17 protein-coding genes and 3 riboswitches are annotated in these 21830 nt (G+C 53.4%); of the genes, 11 read left to right on the top strand and 6 right to left on the bottom strand.

Translation table 11 applies throughout. The features are described 5' to 3' along the window. Positions 1–45: 45 nt before the first annotated feature. Positions 46–1164 (bottom strand): aldo/keto reductase, encoded by a 1119-nt coding sequence (locus ABF463_RS08535; protein ID WP_415533176.1) that lies wholly within the window; start codon positions 1162–1164, stop codon positions 46–48. A 136-nt stretch (positions 1165–1300) separates the two neighbouring features. Here ABF463_RS08535 and ABF463_RS08530 point away from each other — a divergent pair, with 136 nt between their 5' ends. The 4 genes from ABF463_RS08530 to ABF463_RS08515 all read left to right on the top strand — a co-directional run bounded on the left by ABF463_RS08530 (position 1301) and on the right by ABF463_RS08515 (position 8105). Next, on the top strand, positions 1301–2881 hold the full coding sequence (locus ABF463_RS08530) for an L-aspartate oxidase (RefSeq protein WP_415533174.1): 1581 nt from the start codon (positions 1301–1303) through the stop codon (positions 2879–2881). An 8-nt stretch (positions 2882–2889) separates the two neighbouring features. Further along, on the top strand, positions 2890–3714 hold the full coding sequence (gene nadC / locus ABF463_RS08525; RefSeq protein WP_415533177.1) for a carboxylating nicotinate-nucleotide diphosphorylase: 825 nt from the start codon (positions 2890–2892) through the stop codon (positions 3712–3714). A 132-nt stretch (positions 3715–3846) separates the two neighbouring features. Then, positions 3847–3937, top strand: a riboswitch (cyclic di-GMP riboswitch). Positions 3938–4088: 151 nt separating this feature from the next. Next, positions 4089–6944, top strand: coding sequence for a lectin like domain-containing protein (locus ABF463_RS08520; protein ID WP_415533173.1), 2856 nt, complete (start codon positions 4089–4091; stop codon positions 6942–6944). 219 nt (positions 6945–7163) lie between these two features. Then, complete coding sequence (locus ABF463_RS08515; protein WP_415533172.1) at positions 7164–8105, top strand: glycosyltransferase family 2 protein; 942 nt, start codon at positions 7164–7166, stop codon at positions 8103–8105. A 16-nt stretch (positions 8106–8121) separates the two neighbouring features. Here ABF463_RS08515 and ABF463_RS08510 read toward each other — a convergent pair whose 3' ends face one another. Further along, positions 8122–8724, bottom strand: a complete 603-nt coding sequence (locus tag ABF463_RS08510; RefSeq protein ID WP_415533171.1) for a DUF4364 family protein — start codon at positions 8722–8724, stop codon at positions 8122–8124. Between the two features lie 207 nt (positions 8725–8931). After that, positions 8932–9064, top strand: a riboswitch (FMN riboswitch). Between the two features lie 84 nt (positions 9065–9148). Here ABF463_RS08510 and ABF463_RS08505 point away from each other — a divergent pair. The 4 genes from ABF463_RS08505 to ABF463_RS08490 all read left to right on the top strand — a co-directional run bounded on the left by ABF463_RS08505 (position 9149) and on the right by ABF463_RS08490 (position 12832). Continuing rightward, positions 9149–9733, top strand: a complete 585-nt coding sequence (locus tag ABF463_RS08505; RefSeq protein ID WP_415533170.1) for an ECF transporter S component — start codon at positions 9149–9151, stop codon at positions 9731–9733. 169 nt (positions 9734–9902) lie between these two features. After that, positions 9903–10682, top strand: a complete 780-nt coding sequence (locus ABF463_RS08500) for a nucleotidyltransferase domain-containing protein (RefSeq protein ID WP_415533169.1) — start codon at positions 9903–9905, stop codon at positions 10680–10682. A gap of 213 nt (positions 10683–10895) precedes the next feature. Next, the gene (locus tag ABF463_RS08495; protein WP_415533168.1) at positions 10896–11393 is read left to right on the top strand and encodes a hypothetical protein; all 498 of its coding nucleotides are present in this window, start codon (positions 10896–10898) and stop codon (positions 11391–11393) included. Then, on the top strand, positions 11390–12832 hold the full coding sequence (locus ABF463_RS08490) for a DUF6056 family protein (protein WP_415533167.1): 1443 nt from the start codon (positions 11390–11392) through the stop codon (positions 12830–12832). The genes ABF463_RS08495 and ABF463_RS08490 overlap by 4 nt, the downstream gene beginning before the upstream one ends. A 60-nt stretch (positions 12833–12892) precedes the next feature. On the opposite strand, the gene hydF is transcribed toward ABF463_RS08490, so the two are convergent. The 4 genes from hydF to hydE form a co-directional block, all read right to left on the bottom strand. Further along, a complete protein-coding gene (hydF, locus tag ABF463_RS08485) occupies positions 12893–14119 on the bottom strand; it encodes a [FeFe] hydrogenase H-cluster maturation GTPase HydF (protein WP_415533166.1) in 1227 nt (408 codons plus the stop codon). Between the two features lie 24 nt (positions 14120–14143). Continuing rightward, positions 14144–14608: a VOC family protein gene (locus ABF463_RS08480; protein ID WP_415533165.1), complete on the bottom strand. Its 465-nt coding sequence runs from the start codon at positions 14606–14608 to the stop codon at positions 14144–14146. A gap of 77 nt (positions 14609–14685) precedes the next feature. Beyond that, positions 14686–16077, bottom strand: coding sequence for an aspartate ammonia-lyase (locus tag ABF463_RS08475; protein WP_415533164.1), 1392 nt, complete (start codon positions 16075–16077; stop codon positions 14686–14688). Then, positions 16074–17144, bottom strand: coding sequence for a [FeFe] hydrogenase H-cluster radical SAM maturase HydE (gene hydE, locus ABF463_RS08470; RefSeq protein WP_415533163.1), 1071 nt, complete (start codon positions 17142–17144; stop codon positions 16074–16076). Before hydE ends, ABF463_RS08475 begins: the two co-directional genes overlap by 4 nt. A gap of 282 nt (positions 17145–17426) precedes the next feature. Here hydE and ABF463_RS08465 point away from each other — a divergent pair, with 282 nt between their 5' ends. The 3 genes from ABF463_RS08465 (at position 17427) to ABF463_RS08455 (ending at position 21729) form a co-directional block, all read left to right on the top strand. Beyond that, complete coding sequence (locus ABF463_RS08465; RefSeq protein WP_415533162.1) at positions 17427–18761, top strand: putative manganese-dependent inorganic diphosphatase; 1335 nt, start codon at positions 17427–17429, stop codon at positions 18759–18761. A gap of 325 nt (positions 18762–19086) precedes the next feature. After that, positions 19087–19170, bottom strand: a riboswitch (cyclic di-GMP riboswitch). A 179-nt stretch (positions 19171–19349) separates the two neighbouring features. Further along, entirely contained in the window at positions 19350–20159 is an 810-nt protein-coding gene (locus ABF463_RS08460) for an alpha/beta fold hydrolase (RefSeq protein WP_415533161.1), read from the top strand. Between the two features lie 400 nt (positions 20160–20559). Further along, positions 20560–21729: an iron-containing alcohol dehydrogenase gene (locus ABF463_RS08455; protein ID WP_415533160.1), complete on the top strand. Its 1170-nt coding sequence runs from the start codon at positions 20560–20562 to the stop codon at positions 21727–21729. The last annotated feature ends 101 nt before the right edge of the window (positions 21730–21830 follow it).

Raw genomic sequence — 21830 nt, 5'->3', positions numbered from 1 at the left:
CGGATACTTCCGTGCGGCTTTGCGCTTTCTATGGGGAGTTGGCGGTCAGCCGTGAAGCGCGGCGGCGACATCCGCAAGTTTTTTCAGTTCGTCGGGAATAGCCAGGTGCTGCGGACATTTGCTCAGGCATGCGCCGCATGCCACACAGGCGTCGTATTTCTTGTCCAACATTCCCCAGCGCCGCACGCGTCCCGGATTGGCGCCAAATTTCTGAATGCTGTTGTAGAAATCAAAATTGCCAGGAATATCCACGCCCACCGGACATGGCATACAGTACTGGCAGCCGGTGCAGGCAATCTGAGGAATCTGCGCAAGCACATCCACAGCCTGTGCAAGTACGGCGCGCTCCTGTTTGTCCAGCGGGTCAAAGTGGGAGAAGGTCTGGAGGTTGTCGCGCACTTGCGCAGGGTCGGACATGCCGCTGAGGATCACATTTACGCCGGGCTTGGAGCCGACATACCGCAGCGCCCAAGAGGCGAGCGAACGGTCGGGCGCGGTCTGTTTGAGCAGATTCCCCGCTTGATCCGGCAGAGAGGCAAGATCGCCGCCGCGCACAGGCTCCATCACCACGGTGAACAGCCCGCGGTCCTCCAGCATCTTGTAAAGCTCCTCTGCGCGCTGGCCTTTGTCGTCCAGATAGTTATACTGAATCTGGGCGAAATCCCAATCATACGCATCCACGATTTCCGCGAACAGCTCCGGGGTGTCGTGGAACGAAAAGCCGATGTATTTGATCTTGCCTTCGGCGCGTTTTTTCTCGGCAAAACGGAGCATGTCCAGACGCTGCACATCCGCCCAATGTTCCGTCGTCATGGAATGCATTAAATAGAAGTCGATATAATCCAGCCCCAGCCGTTCCAGCTGCTCGTTAAAAATGCGATCCAAATCGTCCGGCGTTTTGGGCAGCCAAACCGGCATCTTATCCGCAACATAAAATTTGTCGCGGGGGTGTTTTTTGAGGATGGGGCCCATTACGCCTTCGGATTTTCCGCCATGGTACACATAAGCGGTGTCAAAATAGTTGACGCCGGCATCCCAGGCGGTGTCTAGCATACGTTCGGTCTCGGCATAGTCGATCACGCCGTCTTTCATTGGCAGGCGCATACAGCCAAACCCAAGCAAAGAGGTTTCGATATTCAGTTTTTTTGCGATGCGCATCTCCATGAGAAAGCCCCCGTTCCAGTCAGACAAATAAAATCCATTCTATGGTATTGTAGCGTATATTTTCAGTAAAAACAATCGGTGTGCCGTTTTCGTTGTAAAAGAATCCCGAAAAAAGGGCGGGAAAACGGGCAAAAGTATGGTACAATACAAGAAGTATGCCGTGCCTCTGCAAGGATGGGGTACGGAAAGGCGCGCACAGTGTACGCCGCTTGTCCCTAAAGGCGGCGGCGTTTTTCACGCGGGGGCGTGTGGTCTTGAAAGGAAGCGGAAAATGGACAGCAGGGATATTTATGATGTGCTTGTGGTGGGCAGCGGCGCTGCGGGACTGCACGCGGCGCTCAGCTTGGACGCATCTTTTTCGGTACTGGTGCTCAGCAAGGCGGAAGCAGACGTGTGCAACAGCGCATATGCGCAGGGCGGCGTTGCGGCGGTGCTGAATACGCATGACGATAATGAGACATTACATTTTGAGGATACAATGATTGCGGGCGGGAAACGCAACAATCCCGATGCTGTACACGTGCTGGTACACGAAGGGCCGCACGACGTACTGGGTCTGCGTGATCTCGGCGTGGCATTCGACGCCGATAAAGACGGCGTTCTCGATCTCACGCTGGAGGGCGGACATTCCCGTCGGCGAATCGCGCATCACAAGGATCAGACAGGCGCAGAGATTGTACGCGGCCTGCTTGCTGCGGCGGCAGAGCGGCAGAACATCACGATGAAAGCGGGCACTGCTCTCACTCGTCTGGAAAAAGACGACGGAGGGTTCCACGCACTCATCGAGCAAGGCGGGGTGTTCTCTACTGTGAACGCGCGGTTCTGTATCCTTGCCACTGGCGGGATCGGCCGCGTGTTCAAGTATACGACAAACTCCCCTATCGCCACCGGGGACGGCATCGTCTTCGCACAGAAGTTGGGCGCGCGCATCAAGGGGATGAAACTGGTGCAGTTCCACCCCACGGCATTCGCGCGTGGGCCCGCGGAGCGGTTCCTTATTTCTGAATCTGTGCGTGGAGAGGGAGCCAAGCTCCTCAACTGCCGGGGCGAGCAGTTCATGTGCAATTACGACAGCCGCGGAGACTTGGCCCCGCGGGATGTCGTTTCCCGCTGTATTATGGAGGAAGCGCGCAAGACAGGCAGCAACACGTTCTATCTTGACATCACGGCGGAGCCTGCGGATTTTGTGCGGCGGCGTTTTCCCGCCATCTATCATAAATGTATGGAATACGGTATTGATATGACCAAGGACCGCATCCCCGTTTACCCGTGCCAGCATTACCTGATGGGCGGCATCGATGTCGGACTGAATGCCCGTACTACGGTAGATGGGCTGTATGCCGTGGGAGAATGCGCGCATACCGGCGTTCATGGCGCCAACCGGCTTGCCAGCAATTCGCTGTTGGAGGCATTGGTGTTCTCGCGTCGCGCCGCCACGGATATTTTTGCCGCAGACCGTTTGCCTGTTTCAGCGCGGACGCTCACGCCTGCGCAGGGCAAAGATGTGCCTATGGAACTGCGCGGAGAAATCCAGTCCATCATGCAGGGGAGCTTTTTTGTCAACGCCGACTGTGACAAGGCGCGGGAAAACCTGCCGCGTATCCGTGAGATTGAACGGCAGCTCACGGCAGGATATGCCGATTCCCGTGAATTGACCGAGTTGCGGAGCCTTGCCGGTGTGGCTGGGCTGATTTTGGAGGAGGTGCTTTCGGATTGATTCTACCGATGCATTATGAGGAAATTATCCGGCGCGGACTAAAAGAGGATATCAATTATATCGACGTGACCACGGACAACCTTATTCCGGAGGAACAGGAATCCAATGCGGTGTTCTTGGCCAAAGAGGACGGTGTGCTCTGCGGGTTGGAGGTGGCGCTGCATACCCTGGGCCTGTTGGATGCCAGCGTGACGGCAGAGGTATTCAAAAAAGACGGAGACGCCCTGCAAAATGGGGAAATCATTGCGCGTGTGCACGGTTTCACCCGCGCGCTGCTCAAAGGGGAACGTACGGCGCTCAATCTGCTCCAGCATCTGTCCGGTATCGCAACGGCGACGGCGTGCGCCGTTAAAACAGTGGAGGGCACCCGTGCCAGCGTCTGCGACACACGCAAGACACTGCCGGGCCTGCGTGTGCTGGAGAAATACGCCGTCACGGTGGGCGGCGGAAAAAATCACCGCTTCAACTTGTCGGATGCCGCGCTCATCAAGGACAATCATGTGGATGCGGCGGGCGGTATCGGCAAAGCAGTGTCTATTCTGCGCGCCCGCGTGGGGCATACGGTCAAAATCGAGGTGGAAACACGTGATCTTGACGAATTGGCAGACGCGCTGTCGGCTGGGGCGGATATCATCATGCTGGACAACATGAGTCTTGCGGATATGAAAGAAGCTGTGCGTATCACAGCGGGGCGGGTGCCGCTTGAGGCATCCGGCGGTGTGACACAAGAGACGTTACGGGCCATCGCCGAGACCGGGGTGGACTTGATCTCTATCGGTGCACTCACCCACTCGGTCAAGGCGTTGGATATTTCCATGAAGCTGCGGGATTAAAAATACACAAAAGTCCCAATGGATAGTATTGGAACTTACACAATGCTTACAATTCTTTTGAAATCATATCAAATCTATTGAAAACCGCGCAGCGATGTTTTACAATAACAATAGAAAAAGTTATCAAGTGCATATTGTAAATAGCAAACCTATTGAAAAATAGGGACGCAAAACCACGGGTCTAATGTTTCCATTTGGGAACAATGATCGCCGGGTTGCCATTTGTACAGCGGTATGAACAGGTACCACGGCAATTGGGTTGCTGTGGTGCCTGTTTTATTTACATAAAAATGGCAGACAACATGTACTTCCACTATAAAAAGGCAAAGTGAGCAGGTCATTTTGCACAGACAATTGCTGGGAGTTGAATGGACATGAAAAAAAGATGGATGAAGTGGAGTGCAATTCTTTCTGCAGTAGGATTTTTACTTGTGTTTGCAATCGGGGAGGAACCGTTGCAGGCTGCCGCCGCCGCTCTTTCCACAGTGGGCTCGTCAGCGGCTGTCCTCCATTTGCAAAGCGCACAGATTGGCAAGCAAAGCAATGGATATGTCACGCCGGGTTATAAGGTTCCCCACGCCGGCGCAAGCACTGTGAAACGGTATCAATCTTCCAATATTCCTTCCTCTTATGACTTGCGTTCGCAGAACAAGGTCACATCGGTAAAAGATCAAGACAATAACAATGACTGCTGGGCTTTTGCCGCCATGGGTTCGTTGGAGTCGACCTTGATGCCGTCGGAAAACGATAATTTTTCCGAAAGTGATTTGCAAAATACGTCTGGATTCGATTTTGGCCCGAACGACGGGGGAAACGATCAAATGGCGACCGCCTATTTGGCACGTTGGAGCGGGCCGTCGATGTCTTCCGGCGTTCAGAAACATGTGCAAAATGTCGATTGGCTGCCTAACCGGACCGGTTATGGCGATACAACGGTGGATAACGCGATCAAGCAAGCCGTTATTAACGGTACAGCGGTAGCCGTCCCACTTTACTTTGATGACAATTATTACAATAGCGGCACCTACAGTTATTATTATAACGGCGGCAACAGCTCCAACCACGAAATCGACGTGGTTGGCTGGGACGATAACTATCCCGCATCCAATTTTTCGGGGAAATCCGGCGGTACACCGGCATACAACGGCGCGTTCCTCTGCAAAAACAGCTGGGGCACAGGCTGGGGCGACAAAGGGTATTTTTATATTTCCTATTGTGATACTGTCTTTGGTGAAGACGGCAGCACGGTGTATGACGATGCGGAGTCCACTGGCAACTACAGTGAAATCTATCAATATGACCCGCTGGGGTTCACAGCCGCTACAGAGGGCAGTTCCGGAATCCAGTGGATGGCCAATGTGTTTAAGGCGAATGACAACAATTCGCTTACCGCCGTCAGTTTCTATACACTGGCACCGTCGGCCGGTTACAAGGTCTATGTGATCCCGCAATATACCGGTTCCTTGAGCAGCAACACCCGAAAACTGGTCGCCTCCGGTACGGAATCAGAGGCGGGATACCACACAGCCGAACTTTCCTCTTCAATCGCGCTGAAACAAGGCAGTACCTTTGCGGTGGAGGTGCAGTTCACCGCGCAGGGTGTGCAAATTCCGCTTGAGGCTCCCGTGAAAGGCTATTCCAGCAAAGCGACCGCGTCCGCCGGACAGAGTTTTGTCTCGTATGACGGAAACGGCTGGACAGATACGACGCAAGCGTTTGGCAGCAATTTAAATGCCAACGTCTGTGTAAAAGCGTTTACCACTGCGCCCGATTCACCTGATTCTACTGACAATAGTTCAAGCAGCCAACCATCTGGAAGCAGCTCGTCCGATTCGGCAGGCACCGTGAAAACTCCCCCTGTACTTTCTCCTCAAATGAATCTCGAAAGTCCGGACAGCTCTACACAATACGGCAATGTGACGGTGGCCGGCTGGGCGCTGAATAGCGCGGGCGTGAGCCGCGTCGATGTGTACATTGACAAAGGCACAGCAAATCAAAAGTTGTATTCCACATTGGTTAACCTGCCCCGTGCCGATGTCAAAACCATTGTAGACCCTGATGGGCACTATATAGGCAGCAGTAACAGCGGGTTCAACCTAAGCATACCAGCCGCGGATTTTGCGGCGGGACAGCATACCGTGAGTGCAGAGGCCATCGGCAGCGACGGTACAGTGCAATGGACGGTGCGTTCGTTTACGGCGGGACCGGCTTCGGCCAGCAGTCTAGACAGCCCTGCAACAGCCATGTGCTCCGGCAATGTGACGATATCCGGCTGGGCGCTCAACCACGCGGGGATGAACCGGGTGGATGTATATATCGATCTTGGCACCGCGTCACAGAAATTCTTTTCCACTTTGGTGAACGGGAACCGGGCGGATGTCAAAACCATTGTAGACCCTGACGGGCACTATATAGGCAGCAGCAACAGTGGGTTCAACCTGATGATCCCCGCCGCTGCTCTACCCGCGGGACAGCATACATTGAATGCAGCGGCTATCGGCAATGACGGCACAGTGCAATGGATGGTGCGTTCGTTCACGGTGGGTCCCACTTCGGTCAGTAGTCTGGACAGCCCCGCCGCAGCCACGTGCTCTGGCGATGTGAAGGTATCCGGCTGGGCGCTCAATCACGCGGGGATGAACCGGGTGGATGTGTATGTCGATCTTGGTACTGCGTCACAGAAATTCTTTTCCACATTGGTGAACGGGAGCCGGGCGGATGTCAAAACCATTGTAGACCCTGACGGGCAGTACATAGGCAGCAGCAACAGTGGATTTAACCTGATGATTCCCGCCGCTGCTCTACCCGCGGGACAGCATACATTGAATGCAGCGGCTATCGGCAACGACGGTACAGTGCAATGGATGGTGCGTTCGTTTACGGTGGGTCCGGATTCGGTCTGTAGTCTGGATAGCCCCGCCGCAGCCATGTGCTCTGGCAATGTGGAGGTATCCGGTTGGGCGCTGAACCACGCAGGAATGAATCGGGTGGACGTATATGTCGATCTTGGCACCACGTCACAGAAATTCTTTTCCACATCGGTCAACGGGAGCCGGGCGGATGTCAAAACCATTGTGGATCCTGACGGGCAGTATATAGGCAGCAGCAACAGTGGATTCAGCCTGACGATTCCCGTCGCCGCTCTTTCTGCGGGGCAGCATACGCTGAATGTGGCGGCTATCGGCAACGACGGTACAGTGCAATGGATGGTGCGCAGCTTCGGAGTCTGAGACTGCGGACACAGAGGTTTCTTTATATAAAACAGTAAAGAGGACGGGTTTCCGTCCTCTTTTTGTGCCCTATGCAGCCTGTTTTTGTGGAAAGCGCTATAGCATCGGATTGCATTCGGCAGATGTCTGTTGTAAAATAAGAGCACTGGCTATGCGGTCGGCCCGGTTTTTGGGTTGTGCGTATCGGTTCGCTGCCAAAAAGGAAAGGGTGGGTGCGGCTTGGAATGTCTATATCTGGTGATTCCCTGTTACAATGAGGAGGCGGTTCTCCCCGAGACCGGCAAACGGTTGACCGAGAAGCTCCATACACTGATTCGGGATGGGAAGGTGTCTGGCCAAAGCCGGATTGCCTTTGTGGATGACGGCTCCAAAGACCGTACATGGGCACTGATCGAGGAACTGCATGCACACGACGGACTTGTACAGGGAATCCGCCTTTCACGGAACGAAGGCCATCAGAACGCGTTGCTCGCGGGCCTGATGACCGTAAAAGATCAAGCAGATATTACCGTGACGCTGGATGCCGATCTACAGGACGACATCGACGCGATCGACGGGTTTCTGGAAAAACGCGGCGAAGGCTGCGATGTCGTATATGGTGTACGGAACTCGCGTGCCAGCGACACGGTTTTCAAGCGGAAAACAGCGGTCTGTTTCTACCGCCTGATGCAAACGCTGGGGGTGGATATCGTTTATAACCACGCGGATTATCGGTTGATGAGCCGGCGCGCGGTGGAAGCATTGTCCCGCTTCCGCGAAGTGAACCTATTCCTGCGCGGGATCGTGCCGCTGATCGGCTTTCGCAGCGACACGGTGCCCTATGAGCGGCACGAACGTTTCGCGGGTCAGTCCAAATATCCGCTCCACAAGATGTTGGCATTCGCCTGGGAGGGGGTTACCTCGTTCAGTGTGAAGCCCATTCGTCTGATTGCGGCCACCGGTGCAATCATTTTTTCAGTCAGCATCCTCATGCTGCTGTATTTTCTGTTTTTGTTTTTGCAAGGCAAGACAGTCGCAGGATGGACAAGCATTGTGATATCCATTTGGGCGATTGGCGGACTTCAAATCTTGAGCACCGGTATCATCGGTGAATATATTGGCAAGATCTATCTGGAGGCCAAAGGCCGGCCTCAATATTTGATCGACCAGTATTTGCAATAGGCCTTTTCAGAACGTATTAGGTCTGCGGTGGCTGTTCGCGCGCGAGTGCGCCGCCCACGGCGTCGATATCGCCCGTCATTAAAGCGACGGTGGCGCGGTAGATAGTGCCGGGATCGCGCAGAAACTGTTGCTTCACAGATTCCGCCTGTGCACAGTCGGGCACGAGCAGTGAAAGGGAGAGCAGGGTGTCCGTTCCGTCCAGCACGGCGCAGCGCACGGTGAACCCGGCGCCGTTGGGCGTGATTTCCACTTTGTTTTCCGCTTCACGTTTTTGGCGCGCAAGCAGGCGGATGCCGGCCTTCACAGCCTTTTCCCGAACGGAAAAGGGCAGGCGGCGCTCAAACATATCTGCTGTACCGGCGCCCAGCTGTGTGACCTTGTACGATTTTTCGCCGTCTTTTTCCACCAGGTCAATATGTCCGGAAAGCAGCAGCGCGTGGAGCGCATCCGCCAGCGTGAAATAATTGACTAGGCCGTCGTGCTGAAGTGCTTCGGCCAACGTCTGGAGCGGGAGGGGCTCCCGCATATTCTTTAATAGGTAACAGATAAGGATTTTGACGTCGCCCGCATCCCGCAGACCGCCGGGCTCTACCCCGCCGTCGAACGCACTGTTTGCCACAATCATCCCTCCGTTTTTAAAAGCCATGCCGCACTGGAATCGCGCAGAATCTGTTTGCGCAGAGACCGGCTGCGATACCTATCCTAACTGTACCATAAAAGGTGAAAAATAAAAAGCCCCGCACGGGTACGGCGTATGAAAAAATCCTGGGCGGCGGTGTGTAACCCTTGTCACCCCGTGCTTTGTGTGCTATAATAACACAAAATGAAATGTCTTTGGGGCGGAGTGTAATTCTCCAACCGGCGGTAATGCGGCTTTATGCCGACGAGTCCGCGAGCAGTTTTGTTGACACGGTGTGATTCCGTGACCGACGGTATAGTCCGGATGAAAAAAGACGCATATCCTGCAACATTGCCCCGGGTATTTTTATATCCCGGGGCTTTTTGTTTTCCAGCGTGCCCCATGACCAAAAAGGAGTATTATTATGTACACACAACAGCAAAAAACAAAGCGCATGGTTATCCTGGGGATGCTGACTGCTATTTCCATCATTCTGTATTTTATTGAGATTCCATTTTTCTCCGGGCCGCTCAAATTGGACTTCAGCGACCTTCCAGCTGCGGTCGCCGCAGTCCTGTTTGGACCGGTCGCGGGTGTCGTTATTGAACTGCTCAAAAATATCATCAACCTGTTTGTCAAGGATTGGGGAACAACCATGGGCTTTGGCGCTTTGCTCAATTTTATTGTGGGCGTTGCGCTCGTGGTGCCGCTTTCGGTGGTGACGCGCGGTTTGCTGAAACGTAAAGGAACCCGGATGGTTTCGATACTGTTGGGCGGGCTTGTCGGATTGGTCGCCATGGTGGGCGCCGGTGCTTTGGCAAACTATTTAATTGACCCCTCGTATATGCGGCTGGTCTATCATATCCCCAACGCGCAGATTCCCGGAATGATGGCGGTTTTCATTGGCTGGGCCACACTTTTAAACATTGTCAAGTCGGTTTTGACAACGGTCTTGTTGGGCTTAGTGATGGCGGCCCTCAGCAGAAATGAGAATGCGTTGAAGGTTTGATTCCTTTTCCGCGGCATACGTTGCATTTTTCACATCCTGTGGTATAGTGGTAGTATGTAGGATAGATGAATCGAATCCCGCAGTACATAAAATGAAGGGACACGGCAGGACAACGGTCGCGGCGATTTTTGTTTTCCGATACCATTGGCAGCCTTGGGGTGTAATCAGCGTGTTTGAACACCATCAAGCCGCAATTAGAGCGGCAACAAAAGAATTGTCTGCATGGGACGAAGTGCTCGGCGTTATCATTTATGGATCGGTTGCACATGGCTTTGCTCTGGAGAATTCCGATGTGGATATTAAGATTGTTTGCACCGAAGCGTTTTTCTCGGCAAAGGAGCGTGCGGGGAATATCGGGTATTTTGACCGCGGCGCCACCCACTATGAGGGCGGTTATGTGGACGGTGAGTTCACTACACTGGCGCGTATTGAACGGGTGGCCGCCGATGGAACGGAGCCGGCGCGTTACGATTTTCAAGATGCCATTGTCACCTTTGACCGTTTGGGCGGGCTGGAAAAGTTGGTGCGGCAGGCGGCCCGCTATCCGGTGGAACAAAAGCACAGCAAACTGCTTCGCTTCTATGCACAGTTTTCTGCGTGGAAATTGCATTATTATGAGGCGCTGCGGCGGGACAACCGCTATCTGGCACATCTTTCCGCACTGCAATTTGCATTATATGCCGGGCGGTTGTTTTTAGCGCACAATGAGACATTGTTCCCGTGGCACAAATGGTTTTTGCAGGTGCTTTCAAGTGTGCCCCAGAAACCTGCCGGTTTGATGCGCTGTATGAACACTCTGATTGATCAGAAGCGTGCGGAAGACATCGAGCGGCTTTATAATATGGTGTCGGATTTTACCGATTGGCCGCGCGATCTTGACCAAAACCAGCAGCTTTTGCGGGATATCCATACCGGGCGCATGGAGGACTTCCCTTTTGCCTCGGATTGACAGAAACAGCGCAAGTGAGGTGTGTGGGTCTGTCGGGTTAAAGCGAGTAAGAGCCTATTTTTATGGCGACAGCATCATAAAAATAGGCTCTTTTTGTGCTATAATAAAGCGCATATAGAAAAAGAAGCATGCGCGGTGTAAATTGCGGAGGTGCGCATACAAGTAAAAGTTGTTGTTTGTCAAACCTACAGAAGAGAAAACGGGGAGAAACAAGTGAAGGTAAAAATATGTGGTGTGTTGTTTGCCTGTCTGGGTATTGCGGCCGTAGTCGTTTTATTCTATCATGGAACACTGTATCATATAAGAAGCATAAACGGGTCTTTTACGGTTTCGTCAAATGGAGTTGCCCAAATTGACACGATTGATGATGCAAACGGAATTGTAGCGATTTCAGGATGGGCAATCAATAAAGGAACGGTTTATAAAGGGTATAATTGGATTGCCGGGGCATTCCAAAACGTATATGTCAATAATACGCTGGTTTTAAAGGATAATGGCGGACATATTTATGCATTACATACACTTTCGGTCGTGAGACCAGATATCAACGCAGCAATGAACGATGGTATCAATTATGGACCCTGCGGCGTATACGCGAAAGCAAGAAAGGCCGCATTGAAAAAAGGGATTTCCTATCAAGTAGGCATATTGATGATTGATCGAAGCGGGAGAAAGTCTATTATTTATTCAGAAAAGGAACTCAAGGTATGAATTTGCGTAAATATTTTGTTGCAAAGATTAAAAAAATAGATGTTCAGTATATTACGCAATACATACCGATTGCTCTGTATTCTGTTTTGCTTTTTTTGATTGTTTATCAGGCTATCCCGGTTTATGATGACATTACGCGTTTGGGCATTTTGAACCAAAATCATGGGGTGCGAGGCGCGTTGGACAATTATTACCACACGTGGGGGGGGCGACTGTTTCCTACTTTGGTTTGGCTGCTTTCCTATAAGGTCCGTTTGTTGATGTGGAAGATTTTAAACGTTGCATGTTTTGCGGTATTAATGCTCATGTTGTCGAGAATAAGTCAAATGGGGACGATTGGCCGCAGAAATGAAACACTTGTTAAAAATATGATTGGGTGTGCGCTGTTTTTTCTGATTCCGCTTTCCACGATGCTTGGGTCTGTTGTTTGGATAACGGGTTCTTTTTATTATTTTTGGGCCGGTACAAGCCTGCTGATCGCACTGATTCCTTTTTTTAACCTCGTTTTTGCACGGGAAACGAAAAATCCGCTTTATATCCTTTATGTTGTTTGCGCACTGTATGCCTGTTATTGTGAACAGACGGCCGTTATCCTGATTTTTTCAGGAGTGGTTGCCCTAGTGTTCCTTGTGCGGAGGCGTTTCAAGTCGTCGCTGCTGTCGAATTTGATGTTTGGCGGCTATTACCTTATCATCGCGGTAAATGCTTTAATTTGTCTGACGGCACCCGGGTCAAAAGGGCGTGTGGCCAATGAAACATTATTCTGGTTTCCGGATTATGATATGCTGTCTATTCCGGATAAGTTGTTCAGAGGGCTTTGCCTGACGGCAAACTACTTTTTAAACACGTCGGTCTGGACCATTTTGCTCATTAGCATATTGGTCATCCTCCTTTACAGGAAAAAGTTCCAAAGCAAAGGTGCAACGATCTTTGCGGCTTTGCCGCTGTTGATGCTATTGATAAATTTGCTCCCGCTTGATACACTTTTATCCCGTATGGTGGATCCATCCTTCAAACTGGCGGCAACAGTGCAAAAATATTTGACCAATTTTTCAATTTTTGATTATACGGCGGTGTATTCAAAAAAATCGTATATCGGTATTGTTGCGGCAGTTGCCATGTTGTTGCTTTTAGCTTATTTGATTTACACATCATTTGACAATAAACGGCAGGGGTTGTTTTGTCTGTTCCTTCTTTTTTCATCCATTGATTCGGGGCTAATGATGGGATTCTCACCTACGATCTATGCCTCCGGCAACCGTGTGTTTTTTATTTCGGATTTGATGATGCTTGTAGTCGCTATGTGTTTGGTGCACGAATTTTTTGTTAAAGTTCGAACAAACCGTATTTTTACCATTATGTGCGTTGGGCTTGTCACAATTTCGGGATTGGTGTGGCTTGCCTATTTTACACAGATCAAAGACATTATCTACCATTGATATAAGATGCGATGCCTCATGTTGCCGCCAAGATACCGGTTGCAACATGGGGCCAAAAGATCATCTTTCCGAATAAGCCAGCGCTGCTGCGGGGAACGGTTGGAGGGCGCGCTTTAAGATGCCCTGCACATAGGCAATCAGCATCCCATAGTTGGTTACATCCACCCCGTGTGCGTTGGCATACCGGATGCGGTACTGCATTTCTCGACGGGTGAGCATACAGCCGCCGCAGTGGACTACGACTGCGTATTGTTCAATATCACGCGGAAAATCCAGACCTGATGTCCAGTCGAATGCGACCTCTCCCCCGACCAACTGCCGTATCCAGCGCGGAATCTTGACAGTGCCGATGTCATCCGACTGCCGGTGGTGGGTGCAGCCCTCCGCAATCAGCACGCGGTCGCCCGGGCGGAGGGAGGCAATACGGCGCACCCCTTTGGTCAGCGCTGTGAGGTCGCCTTTCTGCCTTGCAAACAGGATGGAAAACGAGGTGAGCGGAATCTCCGGCGGCGTGTCGGCGGATACTTTTAGAAATGCCTGCGAGTCGGTAATGACAACCGCCGGTTTTTGCCGCAGGTTTTCGAGCGTGTAGCGCAGTTCCTGTTCTTTGGTTACCACCGCGATAGCGTCGCGTTCCAAGATGTCGCGGATGGTCTGTTGTTGGGGCAGGATCAGACGCCCTTTCGGCGCGGCTTTGTCGATGGGCGTCACCAGAACAGCGGTCTGCCCCTCCTGCACCAGCCCGCTGGTCAATCCCAGCTCCTCGGTGTCCGGCGCGGCGGTCTGTGCAAGCAGTTCCCGCAAGGCGGATATTCCCTCCCCTGTCCGGGCGCTCGCCGTGGCGACTGGTGCGGCGGTTTTGGCCTGCAAGGCATCGTGCTCTTCCGCACTGACCGGATGTAAGTCGCACTTGTTGAGTACGACTACAAACGGTACACGCCGCTGCCGCAGTTCCTCAATGAATGCGGTTTCAAATGTTCCTACGCCCTGTGCCGCATTTACCACAACCACAGCCAGATCGGTGCGGCGCAGTTCCTCATAAGCTTTTTCTACCCGCAGACTGCCCAATTCACCGGTGTCGTCGAGTCCGGCGGTATCGGTCAGCAGCACAGGTCCCAGCGGCAGAATCTCCATCGTTTTGTGGACGGGGTCGGTCGTGGTGCCTGGTACGTCGGACGTGACTGCGACCGGCTGCCCGGCGATTGCGTTGAGCAGCGAGGATTTGCCCGCGTTGCGCCTCCCGAAAAAGGCGATGTGCGTGCGGTTGGCGACAGGTGTGGTGTCCATAGGGACTCCTTTCGGGTTTGTGGTTTATTGTAAGCTTTTGATATAAGACACCGGTACATCCATGCGGGCGGCTGTTTCTTTAATGGAAAGTCCGCTGTTCAAGAAGCGTTGTACTACGATTGCCATATTTTCTCCGACTTCAAGGATGTGCTCATCCAAATCGTAAAAGCGGATGACGCGTTGTCCCCACGCGTGTTCCAAAAGCGGATGCACATATCGAATGTTTGGGAATCCGCTTAATTTGGCGGAAAAAGTATCCATATCATCTTCTTCAAAATACAGTTCACACGCATTGTTGCCAAAGACGATTTCGTCCGCGGATTTGCGGAGAAAAGATTTCCAAGTGTCTGCGGTTTGCAGGGCGATGCCGCCGGTCAATGTGACGTTGGCTCCAAAGTCCGCGATGACTTCCAAGCCCAGCACATCGTGGTAAAACTGTTTTGCCCGTTCCATATCGTGAACGGCAAGGAGTGTGCAGGCGTATTCCATACAGGCCTCCTGTCTGACGAGTTGTGCCTGCCCGTTTCAGGCTGAGCAGGTATGGTTTGATGGAAGTTTGCCTGAATTTAAAACCGAATGGTGTCCGCCCGGGTCATGGCGCGGGGATCAAGGATGCGGTCAATTTGCTCCGGAGTGAAGCGTCCATCCTCTCGGAGTGCCTGCCGGACGGTCTTGCCGGTTTGCAGGCAGTCTTTGGCGATGCGAGAGGCCGCGTCATAGCCAATGTGGTCGATGAGCACCGCCGCCAATGATGGGCTTTGCTCCGCCAGTGCCGCACAGCGCGCGCGGTTTGGCTCCATGCCGGCAATGCATTTCTCTAAAAGCAACTTTACGGACTGCCGCATCAAATCCAACATTTCCAGTAGATTTTTTGCAATCAACGGCAAAAACGCATTCAGTTCGAGGTTGCCCGCCTGCGCCGCCAGTGTGATGGCCATATCATCCGCCATGATTTGATAGGCAGCCTGCGTGACCGCTTCCGGGATGACCGGATTTACTTTGCCGGGCATAATGGAAGAACCCGCTTGCAGCGCGGGCAGGTGAATTTCCCCGAACCCCGCGCGCGGGCCGGAAGATAATAGCCGCAGGTCGCCCGCAATCTTGGCGAGATTGACCGCCGCCGCCTTGAGCAGACCGGATACTTCTACGAACACATCACAGTTTTGGGTGGGGTCGATGGGGTCTTCCGCACGCGCAAGCCCCAGCCCTGTCAGTTCCCGCAAATGTTCCGCCGCCGCAAACGTGTAAGCGCGCGGGGCGTTCAGACCCGTGCCGACCGCCGTACCGCCCAAATTGATCTGCCGCAGGCGTTCCTCCGCTTTGTAAAGCCGCCAGCGGTCGCGCGCCACGGCTTGCGCCCATGCCCCGCACTCCTGCCCCAATGTGATGGGCACCGCGTCCTGCAGCTCCGTGCGCCCGATTTTCAGCACGTCCGCAAAGGCCTCCTCTTTTTCCTGCAAGGCCGTCTGCAAGTTTGCAAACGCCTGGCTCACCGGTTTGAGCAGCCGGATAGCCGCCACACGCACGGCGGTTGGAAAAACATCGTTGGTGGACTGGGAGCGGTTCACATCGTCGATGGGATGCACCAGTGTGTAATCGCCCTTTTTGCCGCCCAACAGCTCAATGGCGCGGTTGGCAATGACCTCATTGAGGTTCATGTTGGCGGATGTTCCCGCGCCGCCCTGCAACGCGTCGGTGAGGAACTGATCGGCCAGTTCACCGGATGCGATTTCTGCGCAGGCACTGACAATGGCAGTTACCTTTTCCCGGGCAATCAGACCCGCGTCCCCGTTGGCCAGCGCCGCCGCCTGCTTGACGGCTGCCAGCGCCCGGATCAGTTCGGGGTGCAGGCGCTGCCCGGATAACGGAAAATTTTCTATAGCACGTACCGTGTGGATTCCGTAATAGGCAGTGTCGTCCAACCGGCGTTCACCCAGCAGGTCCTGCTCTGTCCTCATATGCGGTTCACCCTCCTTGTACGGTCTATATGGTCGCCGCGTGAAAAGTCCGGCGTGAAGCCGGCCGACGCAATGCGCCGCGACAGACATTGCAGGCATTCCGCCGCCTCCTCACCGGTGCAAATTTTATTGTCATACAGCATATACTCTTTGCGGTGTGTGACCGGTGACAGGTTGGGCATGACCACGTTCGCCCCGGCTTTCAGCCCCTTTTCGCGCCCCAGCGGGTCAACAGTGCCAAGTGCGGTGGTGGCGGGCAGCAAGACCTTCGGCAGCATCAGCCGCAGGAAAGAGAGCAGGACGAGTGTAAAATCCGCCGAGGGGGTTTCCATGCCGGCAAAGCGGGTGTCGTGGTGCGGCACGAACGGCCCAATCCCGACCATATGCGGCTGAAGATCCCGCAGGAACAAAAAGTCTTCCGCCAGCGTTTCATCAGTCTGCCCGGGCGACTGCACCATGAAACCTGCTCCCACCTGATAGCCGATGTCTTTGAGGTCATATAGGCACCGCCTGCGGTGTTCAGCGGACATGGACGCGGGATGCAGCGAGCGGTAGTGCGCATTGTCTGCCGTTTCGTGCCGCAGCAGATAGCGGTCGGCGCCCGCTTCAAAATAGCGCTGGTAGCTATCGCGTTCTTTTTCGCCGATGGACAGTGTGACGGCGCAATCTGGATGCCGCTCCTTGATGCCGGAAACGATCGAGCAGATGCGGTCGTCGGTATACCACGGGTCTTCTCCGCCTTGCAGGACGAAGGTGCGGAAACCCAGCGCGCGGCCCTTGTCTGCACAGGCCCATATTTCCGCCTCTGTCAGCCGATAACGTGCGGCCTTGGTATTGCCCGCGCGGATGCCGCAGTAATAGCAGTCGTTTTTGCAGTAACTGGTAAACTCGATTAGCCCCCGAAAATAGACGGTGTCCCCGTAATAGGGACGCCGGGCAGTATCGGCGGCGGCAAAGAGCGCCTGCCGGTCTTCCTGCGGCAGATGGCGCGCCGCCGCGATGAGCGCGGCAAGTGCCGGTTTATCGCCGTTGCACACGATTTTTACAACATCGGCTGCTTGCAGCATAAGGGGGCCCTCCATAGGATTGAGCCGCATGGCGGCATGGCGTTTCATTGCCCTTGATTATAGCATTTTGTCTCCGAAAAGTATAGGCGGGAAAGCGCTCGCCCGTCTCCCCCATTTTTAGACAGTGCGGCGGGCACTGCGCCTGTTGCCCGGAGTGAGAAGGCGGTCGGCGGGCGCTTTGACAAGAGCAGGGCACGCGCCTATAATGAAGATGTCCAAAGATTGTCACGGCGGGACGGCGGCTGCCGTTCTATAAAATTCAAGTGCAGAGGATGGAAAGTCATGAGCCAGACTGTATATGTGACCGGGCACCGTAACCCGGATACCGACTCTATTTGTTCGTCTATAGGATATGCCGCGCTCAAGCGGGCGCTGGGGGTGGACGCCACACCGGTGAGGTTGGGCAAGGTGAACCGGGAAACGGCATTTGTGCTTTCGCATTTTGATGTGAAACCGCAGGAGCTGCTTGCCTCCGTGCGCGGTCAGGTCGGCGATATCACATTGGAAACAATCCGGCCGCTTGCACCGGACACTGCCCTGCAAACGGCGCTCGAAGCCCTCTACGCGGAGAATGGCGGCCTGCTGCCGGTGGTCGGTGCTGATGGCCGGCTGGCAGGTCTTGTTTCGGCGGGGGATATCGCCGCGCTGTCGCTTACTTATTTGAGCGGTGAGGAACCTGACGGGTCGGCGGCCGCACTGCAAAAGAAGTTTCAGGGTCTGCCGGTAGTAGATGCAATGCGCACCACAGGATATGACGTACTGCACCCCACGGATTACATCAGCGATGCCCGCGCCACACTTGAGTCCGATTCTGCCGGGCGCGTGCCGGTGGTGGATGAGACCGGCGCGTATCTTGGCTTTTGTACGCTGGCGCTTTTGGAGACCTATCGCCGCAAACAGGTCATCCTGGTCGATCACAGCGAGCGGACGCAGACGGTGGACGGTTTAGAGGAAGCCGACCTGCTTGAAATCATCGACCACCACCGCATAGGCGATATCCAAACACCGGGCCCGATTTACTTCCGCAATGAGCCTGTGGGATGCTCGGCAACTATTGTAACCAAGCTTTATGACGAGAACGGCGTGACGCCGGAACCCAAAGTGGCCGGTCTGCTTTGTTCCGCTATTCTGTCCGATACAGTAAAATTCAAATCCCCCACCTGCACGCCGGTGGACAAAGATACAGCCCTGCGCCTTGCCAAGATGGCCGGAATTGATGTGGACGCTTATGCCAAGCGGATGTTCGAGGCGGGTGCGTCGCTGGAGGGCATGTCCCCCGACGAGATCATCCACAACGATTTTAAAGAATATGTTCTCGGCGGCAAAAAGCTGGGTATCGCGCAGGTGACAATGGCCACTCTGGCCAGCTTTGCCGGTTATCGTGAAGCAGTACTTCTCCGCAGTGCGGAAATGCTTGAACAAGAGGGATATGCCGCCGTGCTGGTCATTGTGACCGCGATATTGGATGAGCAGACCGAGGTCTTGTTCCAGGAAACAGAAAAAGGATTGGTGGCGTCTGCATTTGGTGACATGCGCGATGGTGTCAGCTTTATGATGGAGGGTGTCGTATCCCGCAAAAAGCAGATTGTGCCGCAGCTTACCAAAGCACTGTCTTAAAACAGGAGTAGCACGTCAGCAAATAGATATATGCACACAGAAAACCTCCCCGAAGGAAGACGGGGAGGTTTTTTGCTGTTCCGGCGGAGCCGAAGCAATGGTGGCAGTTTTGGCAGATTCACTTGGAGATATTTATAACAACCAAACCCCTTGAGCAAGGCTTGCGTTATAAAGGCAAATGGATACATTTTCAGGTACGCCGGCTGGATGGGCCGCAAAAAGCACCTGAAGATGATAGGAAAGAGGGACAGCCAATACAAGCGGGAAGCATAAAACGAGCGCTTTATGCATACAGCAAAGCGCCCGTTTTTCAAACAGTGAACAAAAAGGCAGCCCGGCGGTCATAGTTCAAAACGTTAGATCCGTGGCTTTGCGTCGCCGTTTTTCAACGGGTTTGCTGGAGCATTTTGTTAAATTTTAGATTGTATGATCTTTGTGATGTATGGTAACACATTCCATCGAGAAATGCAATAGAGCAGATAAAATGAAAGGGCTAATTTGCCGGCCCGCCGCATAGACTGCACTGTTTCCATAAAGGGATGCCTCCGTAATCGGCTGGATTTTGCGTCACGGGAAGGAATATACGGTATGTATTTTATAGAAGTGGAACCGAATGTGCGCCTATGCGTACAAGAATTCAATCCCAAAGGGGAGCACACCATTGTGCTGGTGCATGGCTGGCCGCTGAACCGTCGGATGTTTGAATATCAGCTGAATGTTCTGCCGGCGCGCGGCTGGCGGTGCATCGTCTATGATCTGCGGGGGTTTGGCGATTCCGATACGCCCGTGTCCGGGTACGGATATGACCGGCTGGCGGATGATCTGCGCATTGTAGTGGATGCGCTGGGGCTTACACAGTTTGTACTGACAGGCTTTTCGGTTGGCGGGGCAATCGTGACGCGCTACATGGCGCGCCACGCCGGATATGGTGTGCAAAAATTGGCGCTGCTTGCTGCCGCGTCCCCTTCATTTGTGCAAAGGCCGTCTTTTCCTTACGGGATGACGGTGGAGGCGGTCAACAGCTTGATCGCGCAGACCTACCGTGACCGACCGCAGATGCTGGAAGGGTTTGGGCGGTTGTTTTTTGCGAGCAACGTTACCCCCGCACTGCGGGTGTGGTTTAATGGACTGGGGCTGGCGGCCTCGGGCATTGGCACGATTCGTGTGCTGGAGTCCCTGCGCGACGAGGATCTACACCGCGATTTGGCGTCCATCCACGTTCCGACCGGCATCTTCCACGGCGTGCGCGATCAGATTTGCCCGTTTGAATTGGCTGTGGCCCAACACAACGGGATTGCGGGTTCGGTGCTTTACCGGTTTGAAAACAGCGGTCACGCGGTGTTCTACGATGAATTGGAACGCTTCAACGATACCTTTTTCGCTTTTCTGGAGGGTTGATACCCGCCTGCGGACATGCCGTAATGGAGACCGGAATATTTTTCTAAAGATTATGGGCGGCATCGAGCAGATGCCGTCTTTTTAAGGGTGCATCTACAGCGGATGAAACAAAAGGGGCGTTGTGCATTGATTTTTAAAATGCAGGTTTTGCGTCGTTTTTGCCGCATGGATGCGGTGGAGTTTTTAGAAAAGAGACTGTTAAGTGGATAAAGGGACGGCAAAACGTCTATTGGAATAAAAACCATATTTAATATATATAAAGGAAATTATGAAGGAGAGGCTGCAAAAAAAGAATTGCCCGCGCAAGATCCGTGTGTTATCATTTTTTCTTGTAAAGAGTAGAGTTGCCGGAATACCGGTTTCTTAATTTAAAATACTAGTAGTGAAAGGTGATTGCATTATGGCAAGATTCACACTGCCCCGTGACATTTATTTTGGAGATAATGCCATTGAGGAGCTTAGCAACCTCAAAGGACACAAAAAAGCGTTTATTGTGACCGGTGGTCACTCCATGCAGAAATTTGGATTTCTGGATAAATTGGAAGATGTGTTGAAAAAAGCGGGCATGGAAGTCCAGCTTTTCGCCGGTGTGGAACCGGATCCGTCGGTGGAGACCGTCTATAAGGGTGCCGAAGCCATGCGCGCGTTCGGACCGGATGTCATTGTTTCCATCGGCGGCGGCTCCCCCATTGATGCCGCCAAGGCCATGTGGGTTTTTTATGAGTATCCCGACAAGAAATTTGATGATATCAAAGACCCGTTCTCGCTGCCGAAACTGCGGCAGAAGGCGATCTTTGTGGCGGTTCCGTCCACCAGCGGCACTGCGACTGAGGTGACGGCGTTCTCTGTTATCACTGACTATTCCAACAAAGTCAAATATCCGTTGGCCGACTTTGAGATTACCCCGGATATCGCTGTATTGGATTATGCGCTTGCACAGACCATGCCGCAGAAGTTGACGGCACACACCGGTATGGATGCCCTTACCCATGCCATTGAAGCCTATGTCGCCGTGGCACGTTCCCCGTTCAGCGATCCGCTGGCACTCAAAGCCATCAACTGGATCGTGGATAACCTTGCCGATTCCTACAACGGCAATAAAAAGGCGCGTGAGCGGATGCACGTGGCACAGTGTCTTGCCGGCATGGCGTTTTCCAACGCGCTGCTGGGCATCTGCCATTCCTTGGCGCACAAAATCGGCGCGCAGTTTGATCTGCCGCACGGTCTTTGCAACGCCATTTTGCTGCCGTATGTCATCAAGTACAACTCGGTTGTTTCCCTAAAGGATTACGCCGAGATTGCCCGCTCACTCGGTCTGCCGGGCGGTACCGACAAACAGCTTACGCATTCGCTCATCGAATTGGTCAAACAGCTCAACAGCCGTGTAGGCATTCTCCCGACGTTCCGTGAAAACGGCGTGACCGACGAAGTGTTTAATGCGCATATCGACTTCATCGCCCAGCAGGCGCAGTTGGATCCTTGCACCGGCGCCAACCCACGCGGCACCACGCCGGCAGAACTCAAGAAAATCCTTGTCTGCGCTTTGGACGGTACACCGCTCAATTTCTAAGATATCTCTTTTCCATATATATTGATTATCCTTTTGCAATTGTTTTAGTGCTGCAGCGTTTGGTGCAGCACTTTTTTATCGGCAAAAGGACGGCGGTACAA

Source organism: Ethanoligenens sp. (genome assembly GCF_047718355.1).
Classification (GTDB): domain Bacteria; phylum Bacillota; class Clostridia; order Oscillospirales; family Ethanoligenentaceae; genus Ethanoligenens.
Note: the sequence above shows the minus strand (reverse complement) of the source record. Positions and strands in the feature narration are given on the sequence as shown.